Source organism: Pseudomonas sp. E1MeOHC2 (genome assembly GCF_058745025.1).
Genome location: NZ_CP196675.1, coordinates 1,814,596 through 1,830,080, shown reverse-complemented (window position 1 = coordinate 1,830,080; position 15,485 = coordinate 1,814,596). Strand labels below are relative to the sequence as shown.

Annotated in this window: 15 protein-coding genes; 9 read left to right on the top strand and 6 right to left on the bottom strand. The window is 63.8% G+C overall.

All coding sequences use genetic code 11. From position 1 onward, the window contains the following. Window positions 1-8 precede the first annotated feature (8 nt). The gene (gene serB, locus ACSSU5_RS08200; RefSeq protein ID WP_264311346.1) at window positions 9-1,223 is read left to right on the top strand and encodes a phosphoserine phosphatase SerB; all 1,215 of its coding nucleotides are present in this window, start codon (window positions 9-11) and stop codon (window positions 1,221-1,223) included. A 46-nt stretch (window positions 1,224-1,269) separates the two neighbouring features. On the opposite strand, the gene asd is transcribed toward serB, so the two are convergent. The 3 genes from asd to ACSSU5_RS08185 are packed head-to-tail and all read right to left on the bottom strand — an operon-like array spanning window position 1,270 to window position 4,532. After that, window positions 1,270-2,133, bottom strand: coding sequence for an archaetidylserine decarboxylase (asd, locus tag ACSSU5_RS08195; RefSeq protein WP_264311347.1), 864 nt, complete (start codon window positions 2,131-2,133; stop codon window positions 1,270-1,272). 9 nt (window positions 2,134-2,142) lie between these two features. Next, window positions 2,143-2,952: a rhodanese-like domain-containing protein gene (locus ACSSU5_RS08190; RefSeq protein ID WP_264311348.1), complete on the bottom strand. Its 810-nt coding sequence runs from the start codon at window positions 2,950-2,952 to the stop codon at window positions 2,143-2,145. Between the two features lie 44 nt (window positions 2,953-2,996). Further along, window positions 2,997-4,532, bottom strand: a complete 1,536-nt coding sequence (locus tag ACSSU5_RS08185) for an HDOD domain-containing protein (protein ID WP_492560971.1) — start codon at window positions 4,530-4,532, stop codon at window positions 2,997-2,999. A gap of 130 nt (window positions 4,533-4,662) precedes the next feature. Here ACSSU5_RS08185 and motA point away from each other — a divergent pair, with 130 nt between their 5' ends. After that, entirely contained in the window at window positions 4,663-5,514 is an 852-nt protein-coding gene (motA, locus tag ACSSU5_RS08180; protein WP_264311350.1) for a flagellar motor stator protein MotA, read from the top strand. A 3-nt stretch (window positions 5,515-5,517) separates the two neighbouring features. Then, window positions 5,518-6,543, top strand: a complete 1,026-nt coding sequence (gene motB / locus ACSSU5_RS08175; RefSeq protein ID WP_264311351.1) for a flagellar motor protein MotB — start codon at window positions 5,518-5,520, stop codon at window positions 6,541-6,543. A gap of 31 nt (window positions 6,544-6,574) precedes the next feature. Here the strand turns inward: motB and ACSSU5_RS08170 are convergent, their stop codons facing one another. Then, window positions 6,575-7,054, bottom strand: coding sequence for a molecular chaperone Tir (locus ACSSU5_RS08170; RefSeq protein ID WP_264311352.1), 480 nt, complete (start codon window positions 7,052-7,054; stop codon window positions 6,575-6,577). A gap of 122 nt (window positions 7,055-7,176) precedes the next feature. After that, window positions 7,177-8,208: a small ribosomal subunit biogenesis GTPase RsgA gene (gene rsgA, locus ACSSU5_RS08165; RefSeq protein WP_264311353.1), complete on the bottom strand. Its 1,032-nt coding sequence runs from the start codon at window positions 8,206-8,208 to the stop codon at window positions 7,177-7,179. A 141-nt stretch (window positions 8,209-8,349) separates the two neighbouring features. On the opposite strand from rsgA, the gene orn reads away from it, so the two are divergent. Both orn and ACSSU5_RS08155 read left to right on the top strand, forming a co-directional pair. After that, on the top strand, window positions 8,350-8,892 hold the full coding sequence (orn, locus tag ACSSU5_RS08160) for an oligoribonuclease (RefSeq protein WP_264311354.1): 543 nt from the start codon (window positions 8,350-8,352) through the stop codon (window positions 8,890-8,892). A gap of 91 nt (window positions 8,893-8,983) precedes the next feature. Beyond that, the gene (locus tag ACSSU5_RS08155; protein ID WP_027592524.1) at window positions 8,984-9,595 is read left to right on the top strand and encodes a trimeric intracellular cation channel family protein; all 612 of its coding nucleotides are present in this window, start codon (window positions 8,984-8,986) and stop codon (window positions 9,593-9,595) included. 99 nt (window positions 9,596-9,694) lie between these two features. Here ACSSU5_RS08155 and queG read toward each other — a convergent pair whose 3' ends face one another. Next, entirely contained in the window at window positions 9,695-10,759 is a 1,065-nt protein-coding gene (gene queG, locus ACSSU5_RS08150) for a tRNA epoxyqueuosine(34) reductase QueG (protein ID WP_492560970.1), read from the bottom strand. 64 nt (window positions 10,760-10,823) lie between these two features. Between queG and ACSSU5_RS08145 the strand changes: the two genes are divergently transcribed. Genes ACSSU5_RS08145 through mutL form a run of 4 tightly spaced genes read left to right on the top strand, consistent with a single transcriptional unit; the run spans window position 10,824 to window position 15,485 of the window. After that, a complete protein-coding gene (locus ACSSU5_RS08145) occupies window positions 10,824-11,684 on the top strand; it encodes an NAD(P)H-hydrate dehydratase (RefSeq protein ID WP_492560969.1) in 861 nt (286 codons plus the stop codon). Next, window positions 11,672-12,136: a tRNA (adenosine(37)-N6)-threonylcarbamoyltransferase complex ATPase subunit type 1 TsaE gene (gene tsaE / locus ACSSU5_RS08140; protein ID WP_099430583.1), complete on the top strand. Its 465-nt coding sequence runs from the start codon at window positions 11,672-11,674 to the stop codon at window positions 12,134-12,136. The genes ACSSU5_RS08145 and tsaE overlap by 13 nt, the downstream gene beginning before the upstream one ends. 20 nt (window positions 12,137-12,156) lie before the next feature. Further along, the gene (locus tag ACSSU5_RS08135) at window positions 12,157-13,590 is read left to right on the top strand and encodes an N-acetylmuramoyl-L-alanine amidase (protein ID WP_492560968.1); all 1,434 of its coding nucleotides are present in this window, start codon (window positions 12,157-12,159) and stop codon (window positions 13,588-13,590) included. Beyond that, window positions 13,587-15,485: a DNA mismatch repair endonuclease MutL gene (gene mutL, locus ACSSU5_RS08130; RefSeq protein WP_492560967.1), complete on the top strand. Its 1,899-nt coding sequence runs from the start codon at window positions 13,587-13,589 to the stop codon at window positions 15,483-15,485. The genes ACSSU5_RS08135 and mutL overlap by 4 nt, the downstream gene beginning before the upstream one ends.

The window sequence follows — 15,485 nt, the reverse complement described above, 5'->3', positions numbered from 1 at the left end:
GTCCGGTCTTGCGCGAAATCGTCCTGATCAACATCACAGGTGAAGACCGTCCAGGTCTCACTGCGGCCATCACCGGCGTCCTGCTGCAGGGTGGTGTGAACATCCTCGACATCGGCCTGGCGGTCATGCACGGCACTTTGTCGTTCGGCATTCTGGTCGATATTCCGGACAACGAAGTGGCCACCAGCCTGTTGCAAAGCGTGCAGAGCAAGGCCCATGAGCTGAATCTGCAGGCCCGCTATACGCCGATTTCCGAGGCGGATTACCAGCATTGGGCCGATGGTCACGGCGATGCGCGCCATATCGTCACCCTGCTCAGCCGCAAGATCACCCCAGAGCAATTGCAACGGGTCAGCGCGGTCATCAGCCAGTACGGCCTGACCATCGAGCGCATCGAGCGCTTGTCTGCCCGCGTGGGCCTGGATGCTGACACCGAGAACGGCAAGGCAGCCATCGAAATCTCTGTGCGCGGCGAGCCGAGCGATGGCCAGGCGCTGCGCGCGGACTTCTTTGCTCTGGCAGAAGAATTGAGTGTCGACATCGCCTTCCAGAAGGACGACCTGTTCCGTCGCAATCGCCGCCTGGCGGTGTTCGACATGGACTCGACCCTGATCGAGGCCGAAGTCATCGACGAATTGGCCAAGGCCGCGGGCGTCGGCGAGCAGGTGGCAGCGATCACCGAGCGGGCGATGCGCGGCGAACTGGACTTCCGCGCCAGCTTCAAGGAGCGCATGGCGTTGCTCAAGGGCCTGGATGTGGGGGTGCTGGATGAAATTGGCGCATCGCTGCGCTTGACCGAAGGTGCCGAGAACCTGTTCGCCGAGCTCAAGCGCCTGGGTTACAAGACTGCGATCCTGTCCGGTGGCTTCACTTACTTCGCCCGCCAGGTGCAGGCGCGCCTGGGTATCGACTACGTGTTCGCCAACGAGCTGGAAGTGGTGGACGGCAAGGTGACCGGCGTGGCCGTGGAGCCGATCGTCGATGCTCAGCGCAAGGCAGAACTGCTGCAGCAACTGGCCAGCGAAGAGGGCCTGCAACTGGACCAGACCATCGCTGTGGGTGATGGCGCCAACGACCTGCCGATGCTGTCGCTGGCGGGCCTGGGCGTGGCCTTCCGTGCCAAGCCGCTGGTGCGTCAATCGGCCAAACAGGCGATTTCGACCCTGGGGCTGGACGGTGTGCTGTATCTGCTGGGGCTGCGAGACCGCGACGCGCGCGGTTGATTCGAGCTTTTGGGGCTGCTTTGCAGCCCCAAGATCTATCAGGCAATCAAGCCTGCACAGGCGCTGCCAGTTGCTGGCCCATGCGCACCGCCGAGCCGGCCCCCAGGCTTTCAGCCCACTTCACCTGCTCTGGCCCGAACAGCACGATGGCGGTCGAACCCAGTTTGAAGCGGCCCAACTCGGCGCCTTTTTCCAGGTGGATCGGCGCACGGCTGGCTTCGTCGTAACGGAAGGTCTTCAGCTCACGCTTGGGCGGCGTTACCAGGCCTGCCCAGACCGTTTCGATCGAGGCAACGATCATTGCACCCACCAGCACCACGGCCATCGGCCCGCGCTCAGTGTCGAACAGGCAGACGACCCGCTCGTTACGGGCAAACAGCTCGGGGACGTTTTCCGCAGTGGTCTGGTTCACCGAGAACAGGCGACCCGGGACATACACCATTTCGCGCAGAGTACCGGCCAGCGGCATGTGCACACGGTGGTAATCCTTTGGCGACAGGTAGATGGTGGCAAATTCACCGCCCATGAACGGCGCAGCCATGGCCGGGTCGCCGCCCAGCAGCTCCTGCGCGCTGAAACCGTGGCCCTTGGCCTGGAAGATGCGGCCGTGCTCGATCGGGCCAAGCTGGCTGACAGCACCGTCGGCCGGGCACAGAATCGCGCCAGGGGTTTCATCCAGCGGACGGGCGCCGGGCTTCAGGGCACGGGTGAAGAACGCATTGAAGTGCTCGTAAGCGCTCAAGTCCTCGACCAGGGCCTCGGACATGTTTACCTGGTAGCGCTTGGCGAACCAGGCGGTGAAGGCATTTTTGAACCAGCGTGCACGGCACTCGGCAATGCAGCCGGCCAGCCGCGACAGCAGGTGGTGCGGCAGCAGGTACTGGCTGATGATGAACAAACGGGATTTCATGCAGGTTCCTTAAACTTCTACAGGCGTGTCCGGGTGGTTGCCCCATTCGCTCCACGAGCCGGCGTAGGCCTTGACGCGTGGGTAACCGAGGGATTTTGCCACCAGGTAGGTGAAGCCGGAGCGGCGGTGGGTCTGGCAGTGGGTGATCACTTCCTTGTCGGGGGTGATGCCCAGGTTGTTGAGGACGTCGGCGATGTCCTGGCGGATGCGCAGGTGATCGTTGAGGTCCATGCCGGCAGTCCACTCGAAGTTGATCGCGCCGGGAATGTGCCCACCCTTGGCTGCCAGCACCTTCTCGCCGCTGAATTCCTGCGGGCCGCGTGCGTCCCAGATAACCAGGTCATCGGCGCCCAGACGGCTTTGCAGGTACTCGCGGGTGGCAGTAGGTTCGCCGTGGATGTGCAGGTGCGCCGGCGCGTTACCGCTGGCAGGCACCTCGGTGGTGAGCTTGTCTGCCGGCCAGGCCTGGATACCGCCATTGAGGTAGTGGTAGGCCTTGTGGCCGATCACGTCGAGCAACCAGATGAAGCGCCCGGCCCAGCCGCCGCCTTCATCGTCATACACCACATACACGGCATCGTTGCGGTGGCCGAGTTCACTGAACAGTTTTTCCAGGTCACCCAGGGCCGGCAGCAAGCCGGGGGCGGGTGGCTGGCCCAACTGGGTACGCTTGCCTTCGACGAAGCGTGCGCCGGGGATATGGCCGCTGACATAGCGGTTGGCGCTGCTCAGGTCGACCAGGATCAGCTGTGGCGAATCCAGGCGCGGCAGCAGGTCTGCGGCTTCGATCACCAGGGGCAGGCCGGAAAAGTCAGTCATCCACGGTCTCCAGTGTGGAAAGAGGGGCGATTGTAGCGCAAGGCTCAGCCCTTGCGGTTGGCAAACACGGACAGCGCGCGTTCGATGCATTGCGCGGTTTTACCAAAGGCTTGCACGCTGATATCCGCCAGCGGTTTGCCGCTTTGGTCGGCCACCGCCAGCATCAGAACCTGGTCGTTGACTGCCAGCGAGCGCAACAGCAAGTGCTCGCTACGGAAGAACGCACGCAGCGGGGCAGGCAGCAGGGCCGAGAACTGGCTGTGGTTGTCCGGGGTAAGGCGCAGTTGCCCGGCCTGGCTCATCAGTTTTTGCAGCAACTTGCTCTGCGCTACCTGCAGGGCCATGGCCGCCGCTTCCTTGGGCAAGCCGGCGGTCTGCTGCACACGCAGGTAGTCGGTTGCCTTGTCCAGGGTCAGCAGCATGATGCGTTGCATGCCGCAAGCCAGCAGGGCCTCGCGTGCCTGGGTGGCCAGGTGCACGGTATTGGTGAACGGGCTGGGTTGCGCCAGCAGGTCCTGGCACAGCTTGCGCCAGCGGCTCAGCTCTTCGCTATTGGGCGGTGGTGGCGCCAGCATGCCCGGGTGCGGGCGGCGTTGCTGCCAGGGCCAGATCAGCGCTTCGGCCGGGTGGAACAGTGCCTGGCGCGCATGGCGGCGGGCGCTGGCCGCAGCTTGTTGGTGAACCTGTTGCTGCACGTCTTCCAGCGACGTCTGCAGGTACAGGGCGGTCAACAGTTGCCAGCGCAGCAAGTGCGGATTGTCCCAGCCTACCTGGGCTGCCAAGGCCAGGTCGTTGGCCAGTAACACGGTATTGGCCGGCTGGTTGAACCAGCGACGCAGGCCGGGTTCCTCGTCCAGGCGGTGTTGCTGGCTCAGCACGTCCTGCTCGCGGGCAATGTTGAATACCTGGGCCAATTGGTCGCGTTCGTCCAGCAGCATTCGGTAGCCCTGGGTCACCCACTGGGGCAGGCGCCAGTACTCTGCCATGGTCTGGCACAGCGCCATGATGCGCACGCCAAACAACTCCTGTTCCACCTGGGCGGCCTTCTCACCCTTGTGGATAACCCGCAACTCCCAGGTATCGAGCAGATTCGGGTAGGCCAGGGCCAGCGGCCAGAGCGGGGAGAGGAACAGCAGGCTGCCCCAGTGGATTTCTTGCCACAAGCGCGCCAGTCGGCTGGCGAACAGGCCGCTGGCCTGCTGCGAGGCGTGCTGGCTGATCAGTTGGAATTGGCTCAGTACAGGCGGGATCTCGTCGGCCGGCAGCGAGGGCAGGCGTTTGAGCAACTGTTCGATGCGCGTCAGGCCTAGCCGGTTAAGGGCGATTTCCAGGCTCTCGGCAGGCTCTGCCTGGCTGGCATTGGCCGGGTGATTGGCCTCGCGCATGACCGAAAGCACCAGTGCCGGGCTATCCTGCATCAGTTCGGCGATATCGCGCAGGGAGCGGCGGCTGTCATTTATGGCAGCCAGGACCCGGTCGTAACTCTGTTTCGGCACGGGTATGCGAACACTCTCCAGCAGCTTTACCCAGGCCTCTAACGTACGTGGCGGCTGAGCGGGCACCTTGGTTTCAATTGGCATTTTGACATCAGTCCGAACTGGCTTTTCGCTTTGAGTGGCTATAGTCTGGCGCAGTTCTGCCGATAAGTAGAAGAAGAGTTTTAAAGCTCCCGTCTCTCACCCTGACCACGACAGCAAGTGCTTTGAACCTATGGCTAAAATTATCGGCATCATCGTCGTATTCGCGAGCGTGCTCGGCGGATACGTGCTCTCCCACGGCAAGATCGCGGCGCTGATCCAGCCGTTCGAAGTGCTGATCATCGGCGGTGCGGCTTTCGGTGCATTCCTGCAGGCCAACCCTGGCCACATGACCATGCACGTCATCAAGAAGTCGATGAAGATGTTCGGCTCGCGCTTTACCCATGCCTTCTACCTGGAGGTGCTGGGCCTGGTGTACGAAATCCTCAACAAGAGCCGTCGTGAAGGCATGATGGCCATCGAGAGTGATATCGAGGACGCCGCGGCCAGCCCGATCTTCGCCAAGTACCCCACCGTGCTGGCTGATGAGCGCATGACCGCGTACGTCTGCGACTACTTGCGCATCATGTCCACCGGCAACATGGCACCGCACGAGCTCGAAGGCTTGTTCGACATGGAGCTGCTGAGCATGAAGGAGGAGCTCGAACACCCCTCCCATGCGGTGACCGGCATTGCCGACGGCATGCCGGGCTTCGGTATCGTTGCGGCCGTACTCGGCATTGTGGTGACCATGGCGTCGCTCGGCGACGGCGACCAGGCGGCCATCGGCATGCACGTGGGTGCGGCGCTGGTCGGTACCTTCTTCGGTATCTTGGCGGCCTATGGCTTCTTTGGCCCCTTGGCCAAGTGCCTGGAGCACGATGCCAAAGAAGAGCTCAACCTGTACGAGTCGATCAAAGCCTCGCTGGTTGCGTCGGCCTCCGGCATGCCGCCATCCCTGGCTGTCGAATTCGGGCGCAAGGTGCTCTACCCGAAACATCGCCCAAGTTTTGCCGAGCTGGAACAAGCGGTTCGCGGTCGCTGAGTCATGGAGAACAATCAGCCGATAATCATCAAGCGCGTCAAGCGCTTCGGCGGCGGCCACCATGGCGGCGCCTGGAAAATCGCCTTTGCCGACTTCGCCACGGCGATGATGGCGTTTTTCCTGGTGCTGTGGCTGTTATCCACAGCCACCCCTGAGCAGAAAATCGCCATTGCCGGCTACTTCCAGGACCCTATCGGGTTTTCCGAGAGCGGCACACCCTACGTCATCGACCTGGGTGGCTCGCCCGAGATGGCGCCGGATAAGACCATCAACCCTGAGGTGAGGACCGAACCGACGCAGGAATCCACGGTTCAGCTGAACAAGGACCAGGTCGAGACCATGGCCGAGCAGGTCGAGCGCGAGCGCCTTGAGCTGTTGCTGCAGGAGCTGCAGAACAAGGTCGAAGAAAACCCGCAGTTGCAGAAGTTCAAGGACCAGATCCTGTTCGAGATCACCCAGGACGGCTTGCGTATCCAGATCATGGATGCCGAGAACCGGCCAATGTTCGACCTCGGCAGCGCGCGTCTGCAGCCGTATTTCGAAGACATCCTGCTGGCCATGGCAGACACCATCAAGGCGGTGCCGAACAAGATCAGCGTCAGCGGCCACACCGATGCCAAGCCGTTCGCCGGCACCGGTGAGTTCGGCAACTGGGAGTTGTCGGCCAACCGTGCCAACGCGGCGCGGCGCGCGCTGGTAACCGGTGGCTATCCGGAGGAGCAGGTGGCCCGGGTGGTGGGTTACGCGTCGTCGTCGTTGTTCGATCGCAAGGACCCGCTGAACCCGGTCAACCGGCGCATCGACATCATCGTGCTGACCAAGAAGGCCCAGCGTGACATCGAGGGTGAGCAGGCCGCGCCGGAAACGCCACCGGCCGCGCCTGCACCTCCAGCCGAGACCGCGCCGGGGGCTTCGGCCCCGGCGGTGCCAGAGGCTGAGCAGGCGCCGATGCAGCCGCGAGAGCTGCGCCAGAAGCTGAACATCTTCGAGGATGGGACGCTGAAGATGGACGAAGCCAAAGAGCAGTGATTGATGGGGGCGGCAACGCTGCCCCCTGCATTCAAAACCCCCGGCGGATCTTGGCCTTGAGATCGGCATGAAAGAAATCGGCGTTATCCCGGTCGGCACCCAGCCCTCGCCCAGGCGGCAGTGGCATGGCCCGTTCGAACGTGCGCTCGTCGTGATAAGCACGTACGAACAGGTCGATATGCGCCCGCTCACGCATGGTCGGCCACCTGCCCAGGCATTCCGGTAGGGGTTCTGGCCCTTTGCAATAGAAGCTCACCCGGCGGCAGGCCATTGCCGCAGCCCCCAGCAGCCATGCGGTCCACCAGTCTTCGGCGGCGCCGACGGGCAATACCCCGACCCAGTGAGTCGCGTCGCTCATCTGCTGGCAGAAACTGCCATGGAGGTCATCGCGGGTCTGCCCATCGCTGTCGAACTGCACCAGTTGGGTCGGTATGCCTTCGAGCAGCAGGCGCTCATTGAGGATGAACGCGTCGAGCCGCTCTTCGTGGCGGTAGCTGATAAAAACCGGCATGGCGGTTGGCCTCTCTGATAGAAGCCATGACCATCAGCGAAAGCAGAAGAAGGGGCAATAGACGACTGGAAAACCGGAGCGATCCTACGTGCCCCGGTAATAATTCCTACAAGTCAGCTGGCCTAGTAGCTGTCTTCCGGCAGGCTGGCGATGATCGAGCGGTAGCTGTTCATGCGCTGCTGCTTGATGCGGCCATCGTCCAGCGCCTTGAGCAGCGCGCAGCCCGGCTCGCGGTCGTGTTTGCAGTCGCGGAAGCGGCAGGTGCCGAACAGGTCGCGGAACTCGATGAAACCACCTTCCACGTCATCACGGCTGACATGGCCCAGGCCGAATTCGCGAATACCCGGCGAGTCGATCAGGTCGCCACCGTTGGGGAAGTGGTACAGGCGTGCGGTGGTGGTGGTGTGCGTGCCCTGGCCGGACCATTCGGAAAGGTCACCGACACGGGTGTCGGCGGCCGGCAGCAGGCTGTTGACCAGGGACGACTTGCCCACACCTGACTGGCCGACGAACACGCTGATGTGCCCGTCCAGCATCTGCTGCAGGCGTTGCATGCCATCACCCTGGTGGGCCGAGACCTCCAGCAATGGGTAGCCGAGGTCGCGATAGACTTCGAGCAGCGCATGCAGGGCCGGGCCGTTCTCGTCGTTGATCAGGTCAGCCTTGTTCAGCAGCAGCAGCGGGCGGATACCGGCATGCTCGGCGGCTACCAGGTAGCGGTCGATCAGGTTCGGATGGGGTTCGGGCGCTGGCGCGAAGACGATCACGATCAGGTCGACGTTGGCCGCCACCGGCTTGAGCTGGCCGTGGTTGTTGGGCCGGCAGAGCTCGGTACTGCGCGGCATCTGCGCGACGATTACGCCGATGCCCTGGTTACCCGCCCGCCAGACCACGCGGTCGCCAGTGACCAGCGCAGGCAGGTTGGCCCGCAGGTGGCAGCGGAAGACCTGCCCAGCTGTATCGCCGTCCTGGGCCTCGACCTCGACCTGCACGCCAAAGTGCGCGATCACCAGGCCCAGTTGCTCTGGCCCCAGGTCGCCACCTTCCAGCTCCTGCAGCGTGTGCTGCTCGCGTTTGGCGGCGCGAGCGGCGCGCTCGTTCTGGATTTTTTCGATACGCCAGTTCTGGCGACGATTGAGCTGGCGTTTGGCCATGAAGATTCCGTGCTGGGACAGATTGAAAACGGCAGGCAGTTTAGCATGCCGGGCGGCCGACCATTCTGCTTACCTTTGCGCCGCGCATGCGCCAGCCGCCCCCGCTAGGCTACTATGACGGCCTATACGAGGAGCCCCTGCATGCACAACCCACAGAACCTGATCTGGATCGACCTGGAAATGACCGGCCTGGATCCGGACAGCGACGTCATCATCGAGATGGCCACGATTGTCACCGACAGCGATCTGAACACCCTGGCCGAAGGCCCGGTGATCGCTATTCACCACAGTGACGAAGTGCTGGCGCGCATGGACGAATGGAATACCCGTACCCATGGGGGCTCGGGGCTGACTCAGCGTGTGCGCGAGAGCAAGGTCAGCATGGCTGAGGCCGAGGCGCAGACCATCGCCTTCCTCGAACAGTGGGTGCCGAAAGGCAAGTCGCCCATCTGTGGCAACAGCATCTGCCAGGACCGCCGTTTCCTGTATCGCCACATGCGTAACCTGGAAAACTACTTCCACTACCGCAACCTCGACGTCTCGACCCTCAAGGAGCTGGCTGCACGCTGGGCGCCGAATGTGCGCGACAGTTTCAAGAAGGGTGGGACCCACCTGGCGCTGGACGATATCCGTGAGTCGATCGCCGAGCTGCGCCATTACCGCGAGCACTTCATCAAGGTGTGAACCGGGAGGGCGCAGATATTGTGTCTGCGCCCTCTTTTGGTGCCCTGGGCAACTGGTTAGACTGCGCGCCTTTCTCGCACGGACTCGCACCATGTTGTTGATGCTCTACCTCATCGCCATCACCGCTGAAGCCATGACCGGCGCATTGTCTGCTGGCCGGCGCGGCATGGACTGGTTCGGCGTGGTGTTGATTGCCTGCGTCACCGCCCTGGGTGGCGGCTCGGTGCGCGACGTGCTGCTTGGGCACTACCCGCTGACCTGGGTGAAACACCCGGAGTACCTGGTGCTGACCAGTTGCGCGGCACTGCTGACGATTTTCATCGCGCCCATGATGCGCCGACTGCGCTCGATGTTCCTGGTGCTCGACGCCCTCGGGTTGGTGGCGTTTACCTTGATCGGTTGCATGACGGCGCTGGAAATGGGGCAGGGCATGCTGGTGGCGTCGATCAGCGGAGTGATCACCGGTGTATTTGGTGGGATCTTGCGCGATATCTTCTGTAACGACATCCCGCTGGTGTTCCGCCGCGAGCTGTATGCCAGCGTGTCGTTCGCGGCGGCATGGTTCTATCTGGGCTGTGTGCACTTCCAGCTGCCGGCGGAGCAAGCCATGTTGCTGACCTTGTTTGGTGGGTTCCTGCTGCGGTTGCTGGCGATTCGGTTCCATTGGGAAATGCCTAAGTTCCACTACAACGACCAGCAGTGAGTGTTCGCCCAAGCCTTTTTGCGCTTATGAGATCGAGCGCCGCGCGGGCGGCGCTTGATCTCGCAGGCGCTGAAAACCGCCCGGCGAACTCAACGCTACCTATGCCTGCCCGTGCCGCTCCAGCGCCCACGCCACATGCTCGTGCACCAGCTCCGAGGCGTCCTCGCGCCGTGCCTTCAGGGCCTCGATCACCGGAATCGTCGAAGGCGCATTGCCCAACCCCACTGCCAGGTTACGCAACCAGCGCTCATAACCCGCGCGCCGCAAAGGCCCGCCCTCGGTCTTGCGCAGGAAAGTCTTCTCGTCCCACAAGAACATCTCGGCAAGCTCGGCATTTTCCAATCCATGCCGCGGCTGGAAGTCATTTTCCTGCGTGGGCCGGGCAAAACGGTTCCACGGGCATACGATCTGGCAGTCGTCGCATCCAAACACCCGGTTGCCCATCATCGAGCGCAACTCGACGGGAATCGCGCCCTTCAGTTCGATGGTCAGGTAGGAAATGCAGCGCCGGGCATCCAGCACATAGGGCCCGACAAAGGCCTGGGTCGGGCAGATGTCCAGGCATGCCTGGCAACGCCCGCAATGCTCGCTGGTATGGGCTTCGTCCACCGGCAACGGCAGGTCGACGAACAGCTCGGCAAGGAAAAAGTAGCTACCCGCCTTGCGGTTGAGCAGCAGGGTATTCTTGCCGATCCAACCCAGCCCGGCCTGCTCGGCAATCGCCTTTTCCAGCACCGGGGCGCTGTCGACGAAGGCCCGGTAACCGAATGGGCCAATGTCTTCCTGGATGCGATCGGCCAGGTGCTGCACGCGTTTGCGCACCAGCTTGTGGTAGTCGCGGCCCAAGGCATAGCGTGAAACGTAGGCTTTTTCCGGCTGGGCCAGGCGTTGCGCCATCTGCGTGTCGCCGGGCAAGTAGTCCATGCGGAGCGAGACCACCCGTACCGTGCCGGGGATCAACTGGTCAGGGTGCGCGCGTTTGCCGTCGTGAGCGGCCAGGTATTCCATCTCGCCCTGGTAGCCGGCGTCAAGCCAGCGCTGCAGGTGCTTTTCGTGCTCGCCAAGGTCCACACCGGCGATGCCGACATGGGCAAAACCGAGTTCTTGGCCCCAATTCTTGATCGATTGGGCCAGGGCGGCGAGGTCAAGTGTGCAAGCAGACATGGATGGGCAGGCAATACGGGCTCAGGTGCGTATAATTCTGCCAGACATTGGAGCCTTTGACCCCATGCCCCAGACCAAACACACCACCCATGCCCCACAACTGCTCAGCAGCGTGACCGTCGCGCAGCTGCCGGCAAGGCATGCGCATGCCCATAAAGGTGACTTCGGCCATGTGCTGGTGGTCGGCGGCGACCTCGGCACCGGCGGCGCGGTGCTGCTCAGCGCCGAAGCGGCGCTGCGTTGTGGCGCCGGGCTGGTCAGTGTGGCGACGCGGCCGGAACACGTTGGTGCGAGCCTGGCCCGCCTGCCGGAAACCATGTGCCTGGGTGTGAGTTCGGCCAATCAGTTGATGGGCGTGCTGGAGCGCGCCTCGGTACTAGTGGTCGGCCCAGGGCTGGGGCAGGCGGCGTGGGGCCGTAGCCTGTTGTCGGCAGTGGCTAACGCCGAGCGCCCGCAAGTTTGGGATGCCGATGCCCTGAACCTGCTGGCGCGCACGCCCCTGGCCCTGCCCAGTGGCAGCATCCTGACCCCGCACCCGGGGGAAGCGGCGCGTTTGCTGGGGGTTTCCACCGAGGCCGTGCAGGCAGACCGCCCAGGTGCTGCGCGCAAGCTGGCCCGCCGCTATGCCAGCGTCTGCGTGCTCAAGGGCGCCGGTACCCTGGTGGCCGACCCGAGCGGGCAGCTGGCGCGGTGTGATCGTGGTCATCCGGCAATGGCCGGTGCGGGCCTTGGCGACGTCCTGACCGGTGTGCTGGCGGCGCTGCTGGCTCAAGGGCTGGAAGCCTGGCATGCCGCAGGTCTGGGGGTCTGGTTGCATGCCTGTGCGGGCGAGCGCCTGGGCGTCAAGGGTAGAGGCCTGGCAGCCAGTGATCTGGCGCCGGTCATTCGTGAGTTGTTGGAGGAGCATTCTGCGTGTCTGGCTTAAACCTGTTTCTGGCCGATGAAGCGGCCATGGTCGCGTTTGGTGCGCGGCTTGCCGAAGTGACCGGCGGTCATGGCGTGATTTTTCTCGAAGGTGACCTGGGGGCGGGCAAGACCACGCTCTCGCGTGGCCTGATCCGTGGCTTGGGCCATACTGGTGCAGTCAAGAGCCCGACCTTCACCGTGGTCGAACCGTACGAGATTGGTGAGGTGCGCGCTTTCCATTTCGACCTGTACCGCCTGGTCGATCCGGAGGAGCTGGAGTACATGGGCATACGTGACTACTTCGAGGGCGATGCGCTGTGCCTGTTCGAGTGGCCACAAAAGGGCGCGGGCGTTTTGCCAAAGCCTGACCTGACCATTACCATAAGCCCCCAAGCGAGCGGACGCTCGCTGAACCTTTCGCCGCAGGGGGCTCGCGGCGAGGCTTGGTGCGTGGCACTGGGCAAACACTAAAAACAGTAAGTGGGGTAGGTATGCGCATACGCGCACTGGTCGCCATCGTTGGGCTGCTGCTGACAACGGTGACCGTTGACGCTCTGGCCGTCACTCAAGTCAAGAGCATGCGCCTGTGGCGCGCGCCAGACAACACGCGGCTGGTCTTCGACCTGTCTGGCCCCGTGCAGCACAGCGTCTTCACCCTCAGCGCACCGGATCGCCTGGTTATCGACATCAATGGCGCCACCCTGGCCGCGCCGTTGAACGTGGCCACGTCGAATACGCCGATCAGCAGTGTGCGGTCGGCCCAGCGTACGCCTACCGACCTGCGGGTGGTGGTCGACCTGAAAAAGTCGGTCACGCCCAAGAGTTTCACCCTGGCCCCCAACGCCCAGTACGGCAACCGCCTGGTGGTCGACCTGTACGACCAGGAAGCCGATGCCGTCGCTGCCACTACGCCGCCTCCGCCCCCGACCCCAGTGCAAACGCCGGTGACCACGCCTGCGGTGCCGGTGAGCCCGGCCCAGCCGGCCATCAAGCTGCCACCGGTGCCTAGCGGCAAACGTGACATCGTGGTCGCAATCGACGCCGGTCACGGCGGTGAAGACCCGGGCGCCTCCGGCTCCCGCGGCCAGCACGAAAAAGACGTCGTGTTGCAGATCGCCCAGGAACTGCAGCGCCAGATCAACAGCGAGAGGGGCTTTCGCGCCGAGCTGACCCGTACCGGTGACTACTTCATCCCGTTGCGCAAACGCACCGAAATTGCCCGCAAGAAGGGCGCCGACCTGTTCGTCTCGATCCACGCCGACGCCGCGCCGTCCAAGGCCGCCTTTGGTGCCTCGGTATTTGCCCTGTCCGACCGTGGTGCGACGTCCGAGACCGCGCGCTGGCTGGCCGACACGGAAAACCGCTCCGACCTGATCGGCGGCGCCGGCAACGTCAGCCTCGACGACAAGGACCGCATGCTGGCTGGCGTGTTGCTCGACCTGTCGATGACCGCCACCCTCAGCTCCAGCCTTAATGTGGGGCAGAAGGTGCTGGGCAACATGGGGCGCATCACTTCCCTGCACAAACAGCGTGTGGAGCAAGCAGGTTTCATGGTGCTCAAGTCGCCAGATATTCCGTCGATCCTCGTTGAAACCGGGTTTATCTCCAACGCCAACGAAGCAGCCAAACTGGCCACCCGCAGCCATCAGCAGGCCCTGGCTCGTTCGATCCATACCGGCGTGCGTCAGTTCTTCCAGCAAAATCCACCACCAGGCACGTATATCGCCTGGTTGCGCGACACCGGCAAGATCGCTGCCGGCCCACGTGAGCACACGGTGCGCCCGGGTGAAACCCTGGCCATGCTTGCGGTTCGCTATCAGGTCAGCGTGGCCAGCCTGCGCAGCACCAACAGCCTCAAGACCGATGAGCTGAAAGTCGGCCAGCGTCTGGATGTACCGGCCACCACCCTGGCTTCACAGCAATGAGTGGTGGTTCGCGCATCCAGCTGCTCAGCCCGCGGCTGGCTAACCAGATTGCCGCCGGTGAGGTGGTCGAGCGCCCGGCTTCCGTGGCCAAGGAGCTGCTGGAAAACAGCCTCGACTCCGGCGCCCGGCGCATCGACGTCGACGTCGAGCAGGGCGGGGTCAAGTTGCTGCGGGTGCGCGACGATGGCGGCGGGATTTCCGCCGATGACCTGCCGCTGGCCCTGGCCCGTCACGCCACCAGCAAGATCCGCGAACTGGAAGACCTCGAAGGCGTGCTGAGCTTGGGGTTCCGGGGCGAGGCCCTGGCCTCGATCAGTTCGGTAGCGCGCCTGACCCTGACGTCGCGCACGGCCGATGGCAGCGAAGCCTGGCAGGTCGAGACCGAAGGCCGCGACATGACCCCGCGCGTGCAACCCGCCGCGCACCCGGTCGGGACCTCGGTCGAAGTGCGTGACCTGTTCTTCAACACCCCGGCTCGGCGCAAGTTCCTCAAGGCCGAGAAGACCGAATTCGATCACCTGCAGGAAGTCATCCGTCGCCTGGCCCTGGCCCGCTTCGATGTCGCCTTCCACCTGCGCCACAACGGCAAGAGCGTCCTCAGCCTGCATGAGGCCCATGATGAAACCGCGCGTGCGCGACGGGTTGGCGCCATCTGCGGCCCGGGTTTCATGGAGCAGGCGCTGCCCATCGATGTCGAGCGCAACGGCCTGCGCCTGTGGGGCTGGGTGGGTCTGCCAACCTTCTCGCGCAGCCAGGCGGACCTGCAGTACTTCTTCGTCAACGGCCGGGCGGTGCGCGACAAGCTGGTCGCCCACGCCGTGCGCCAGGCCTACCGGGACGTGCTGTTCAACGGTCGGCATCCGACTTTTGTGCTGTTCCTCGAACTTGAGCCCAACGGCGTCGACGTCAACGTGCACCCGACCAAGCACGAAGTGCGCTTCCGCGAAGGGCGTTCGGTGCACGACTTCCTTTATGGCACCTTGCACCGTGCCCTCGCCGACGTGCGCCCCGAGGACCAGTTGGCCGCGCCTGCCGCGGCTGCCGAAATCGTCCGCCCCAGTGGCCAGCAAGCCGGTGAGTTTGGCCCGCAGGGTGAGATGCGCTTGGCCTCGCCGGTGCTCGAACAGCCTCGGGCACCGCAGTTTTCGATTTCCAATGGCGGCAGTGGCTCGGGCTATCAGTCCCAATACAGCCCGCGTGCGTCCCAGCCGTTGCCGGCAGCCGAGACTCAGGCGGTCTATCGCGAGTTCTACAAGCCGCTGAACGACGGTGCCGGTGCACCCTCGTCGCTGCCCGAAAGCCAGGGTGACATTCCGCCGCTGGGCTATGCCCTGGCTCAGCTCAAAGGCATCTACATTCTGGCCGAGAATGCTGTCGGCCTGGTGCTGGTGGACATGCATGCCGCGCACGAGCGGATTATGTACGAGCGGCTCAAGGTGGCCATGGCCAGCGAAGGCCTGAGCGGTCAGCCGCTGTTGGTGCCTGAGTCGCTGGCCTTGAGCCAGCGCGAAGCCGACTGCGCCGAAGAGCACGCGCAATGGTTCCAGCGCCTGGGCTTCGAGCTGCAGCGCCTGGGCCCCGAGACCCTGGCGATCCGACAGATCCCGGCGTTGCTCAAACAGGCCGAGGCCAACCGACTGGTGCAGGATGTACTCGCCGACCTGATGGAATACGGCACCAGCGACCGCATTCAGGCGCACCTCAACGAACTGCTCGGCACCATGGCCTGCCACGGCGCCGTGCGCGCCAACCGGCGCCTGGCCATCCCCGAGATGAACGCACTGCTGCGCGATATGGAAAACACCGAGCGCAGCGGCCAGTGCAACCATGGCCGACCGACCTGGACCCAGATGGGCCTGGACGACCTGGACAAACTTTTCCTGCGCGGTCGATGA

Coding starts and splice junctions, on each gene's coding strand:
- asd (WP_264311347.1), bottom strand. CDS start 2,133: ATGAAATCCCGTTTGTTCATCATCAGCCAGTACCTGCTGCCGCACCAC.
- ACSSU5_RS08190 (WP_264311348.1), bottom strand. CDS start 2,952: ATGACTGACTTTTCCGGCCTGCCCCTGGTGATCGAAGCCGCAGACCTG.
- ACSSU5_RS08185 (WP_492560971.1), bottom strand. CDS start 4,532: ATGCCAATTGAAACCAAGGTGCCCGCTCAGCCGCCACGTACGTTAGAG.
- motA (WP_264311350.1), top strand. CDS start 4,663: ATGGCTAAAATTATCGGCATCATCGTCGTATTCGCGAGCGTGCTCGGC.
- motB (WP_264311351.1), top strand. CDS start 5,518: ATGGAGAACAATCAGCCGATAATCATCAAGCGCGTCAAGCGCTTCGGC.
- ACSSU5_RS08170 (WP_264311352.1), bottom strand. CDS start 7,054: ATGCCGGTTTTTATCAGCTACCGCCACGAAGAGCGGCTCGACGCGTTC.
- rsgA (WP_264311353.1), bottom strand. CDS start 8,208: ATGGCCAAACGCCAGCTCAATCGTCGCCAGAACTGGCGTATCGAAAAA.
- orn (WP_264311354.1), top strand. CDS start 8,350: ATGCACAACCCACAGAACCTGATCTGGATCGACCTGGAAATGACCGGC.
- ACSSU5_RS08155 (WP_027592524.1), top strand. CDS start 8,984: ATGTTGTTGATGCTCTACCTCATCGCCATCACCGCTGAAGCCATGACC.
- queG (WP_492560970.1), bottom strand. CDS start 10,759: ATGTCTGCTTGCACACTTGACCTCGCCGCCCTGGCCCAATCGATCAAG.
- ACSSU5_RS08145 (WP_492560969.1), top strand. CDS start 10,824: ATGCCCCAGACCAAACACACCACCCATGCCCCACAACTGCTCAGCAGC.
- ACSSU5_RS08135 (WP_492560968.1), top strand. CDS start 12,157: ATGCGCATACGCGCACTGGTCGCCATCGTTGGGCTGCTGCTGACAACG.
- mutL (WP_492560967.1), top strand. CDS start 13,587: ATGAGTGGTGGTTCGCGCATCCAGCTGCTCAGCCCGCGGCTGGCTAAC.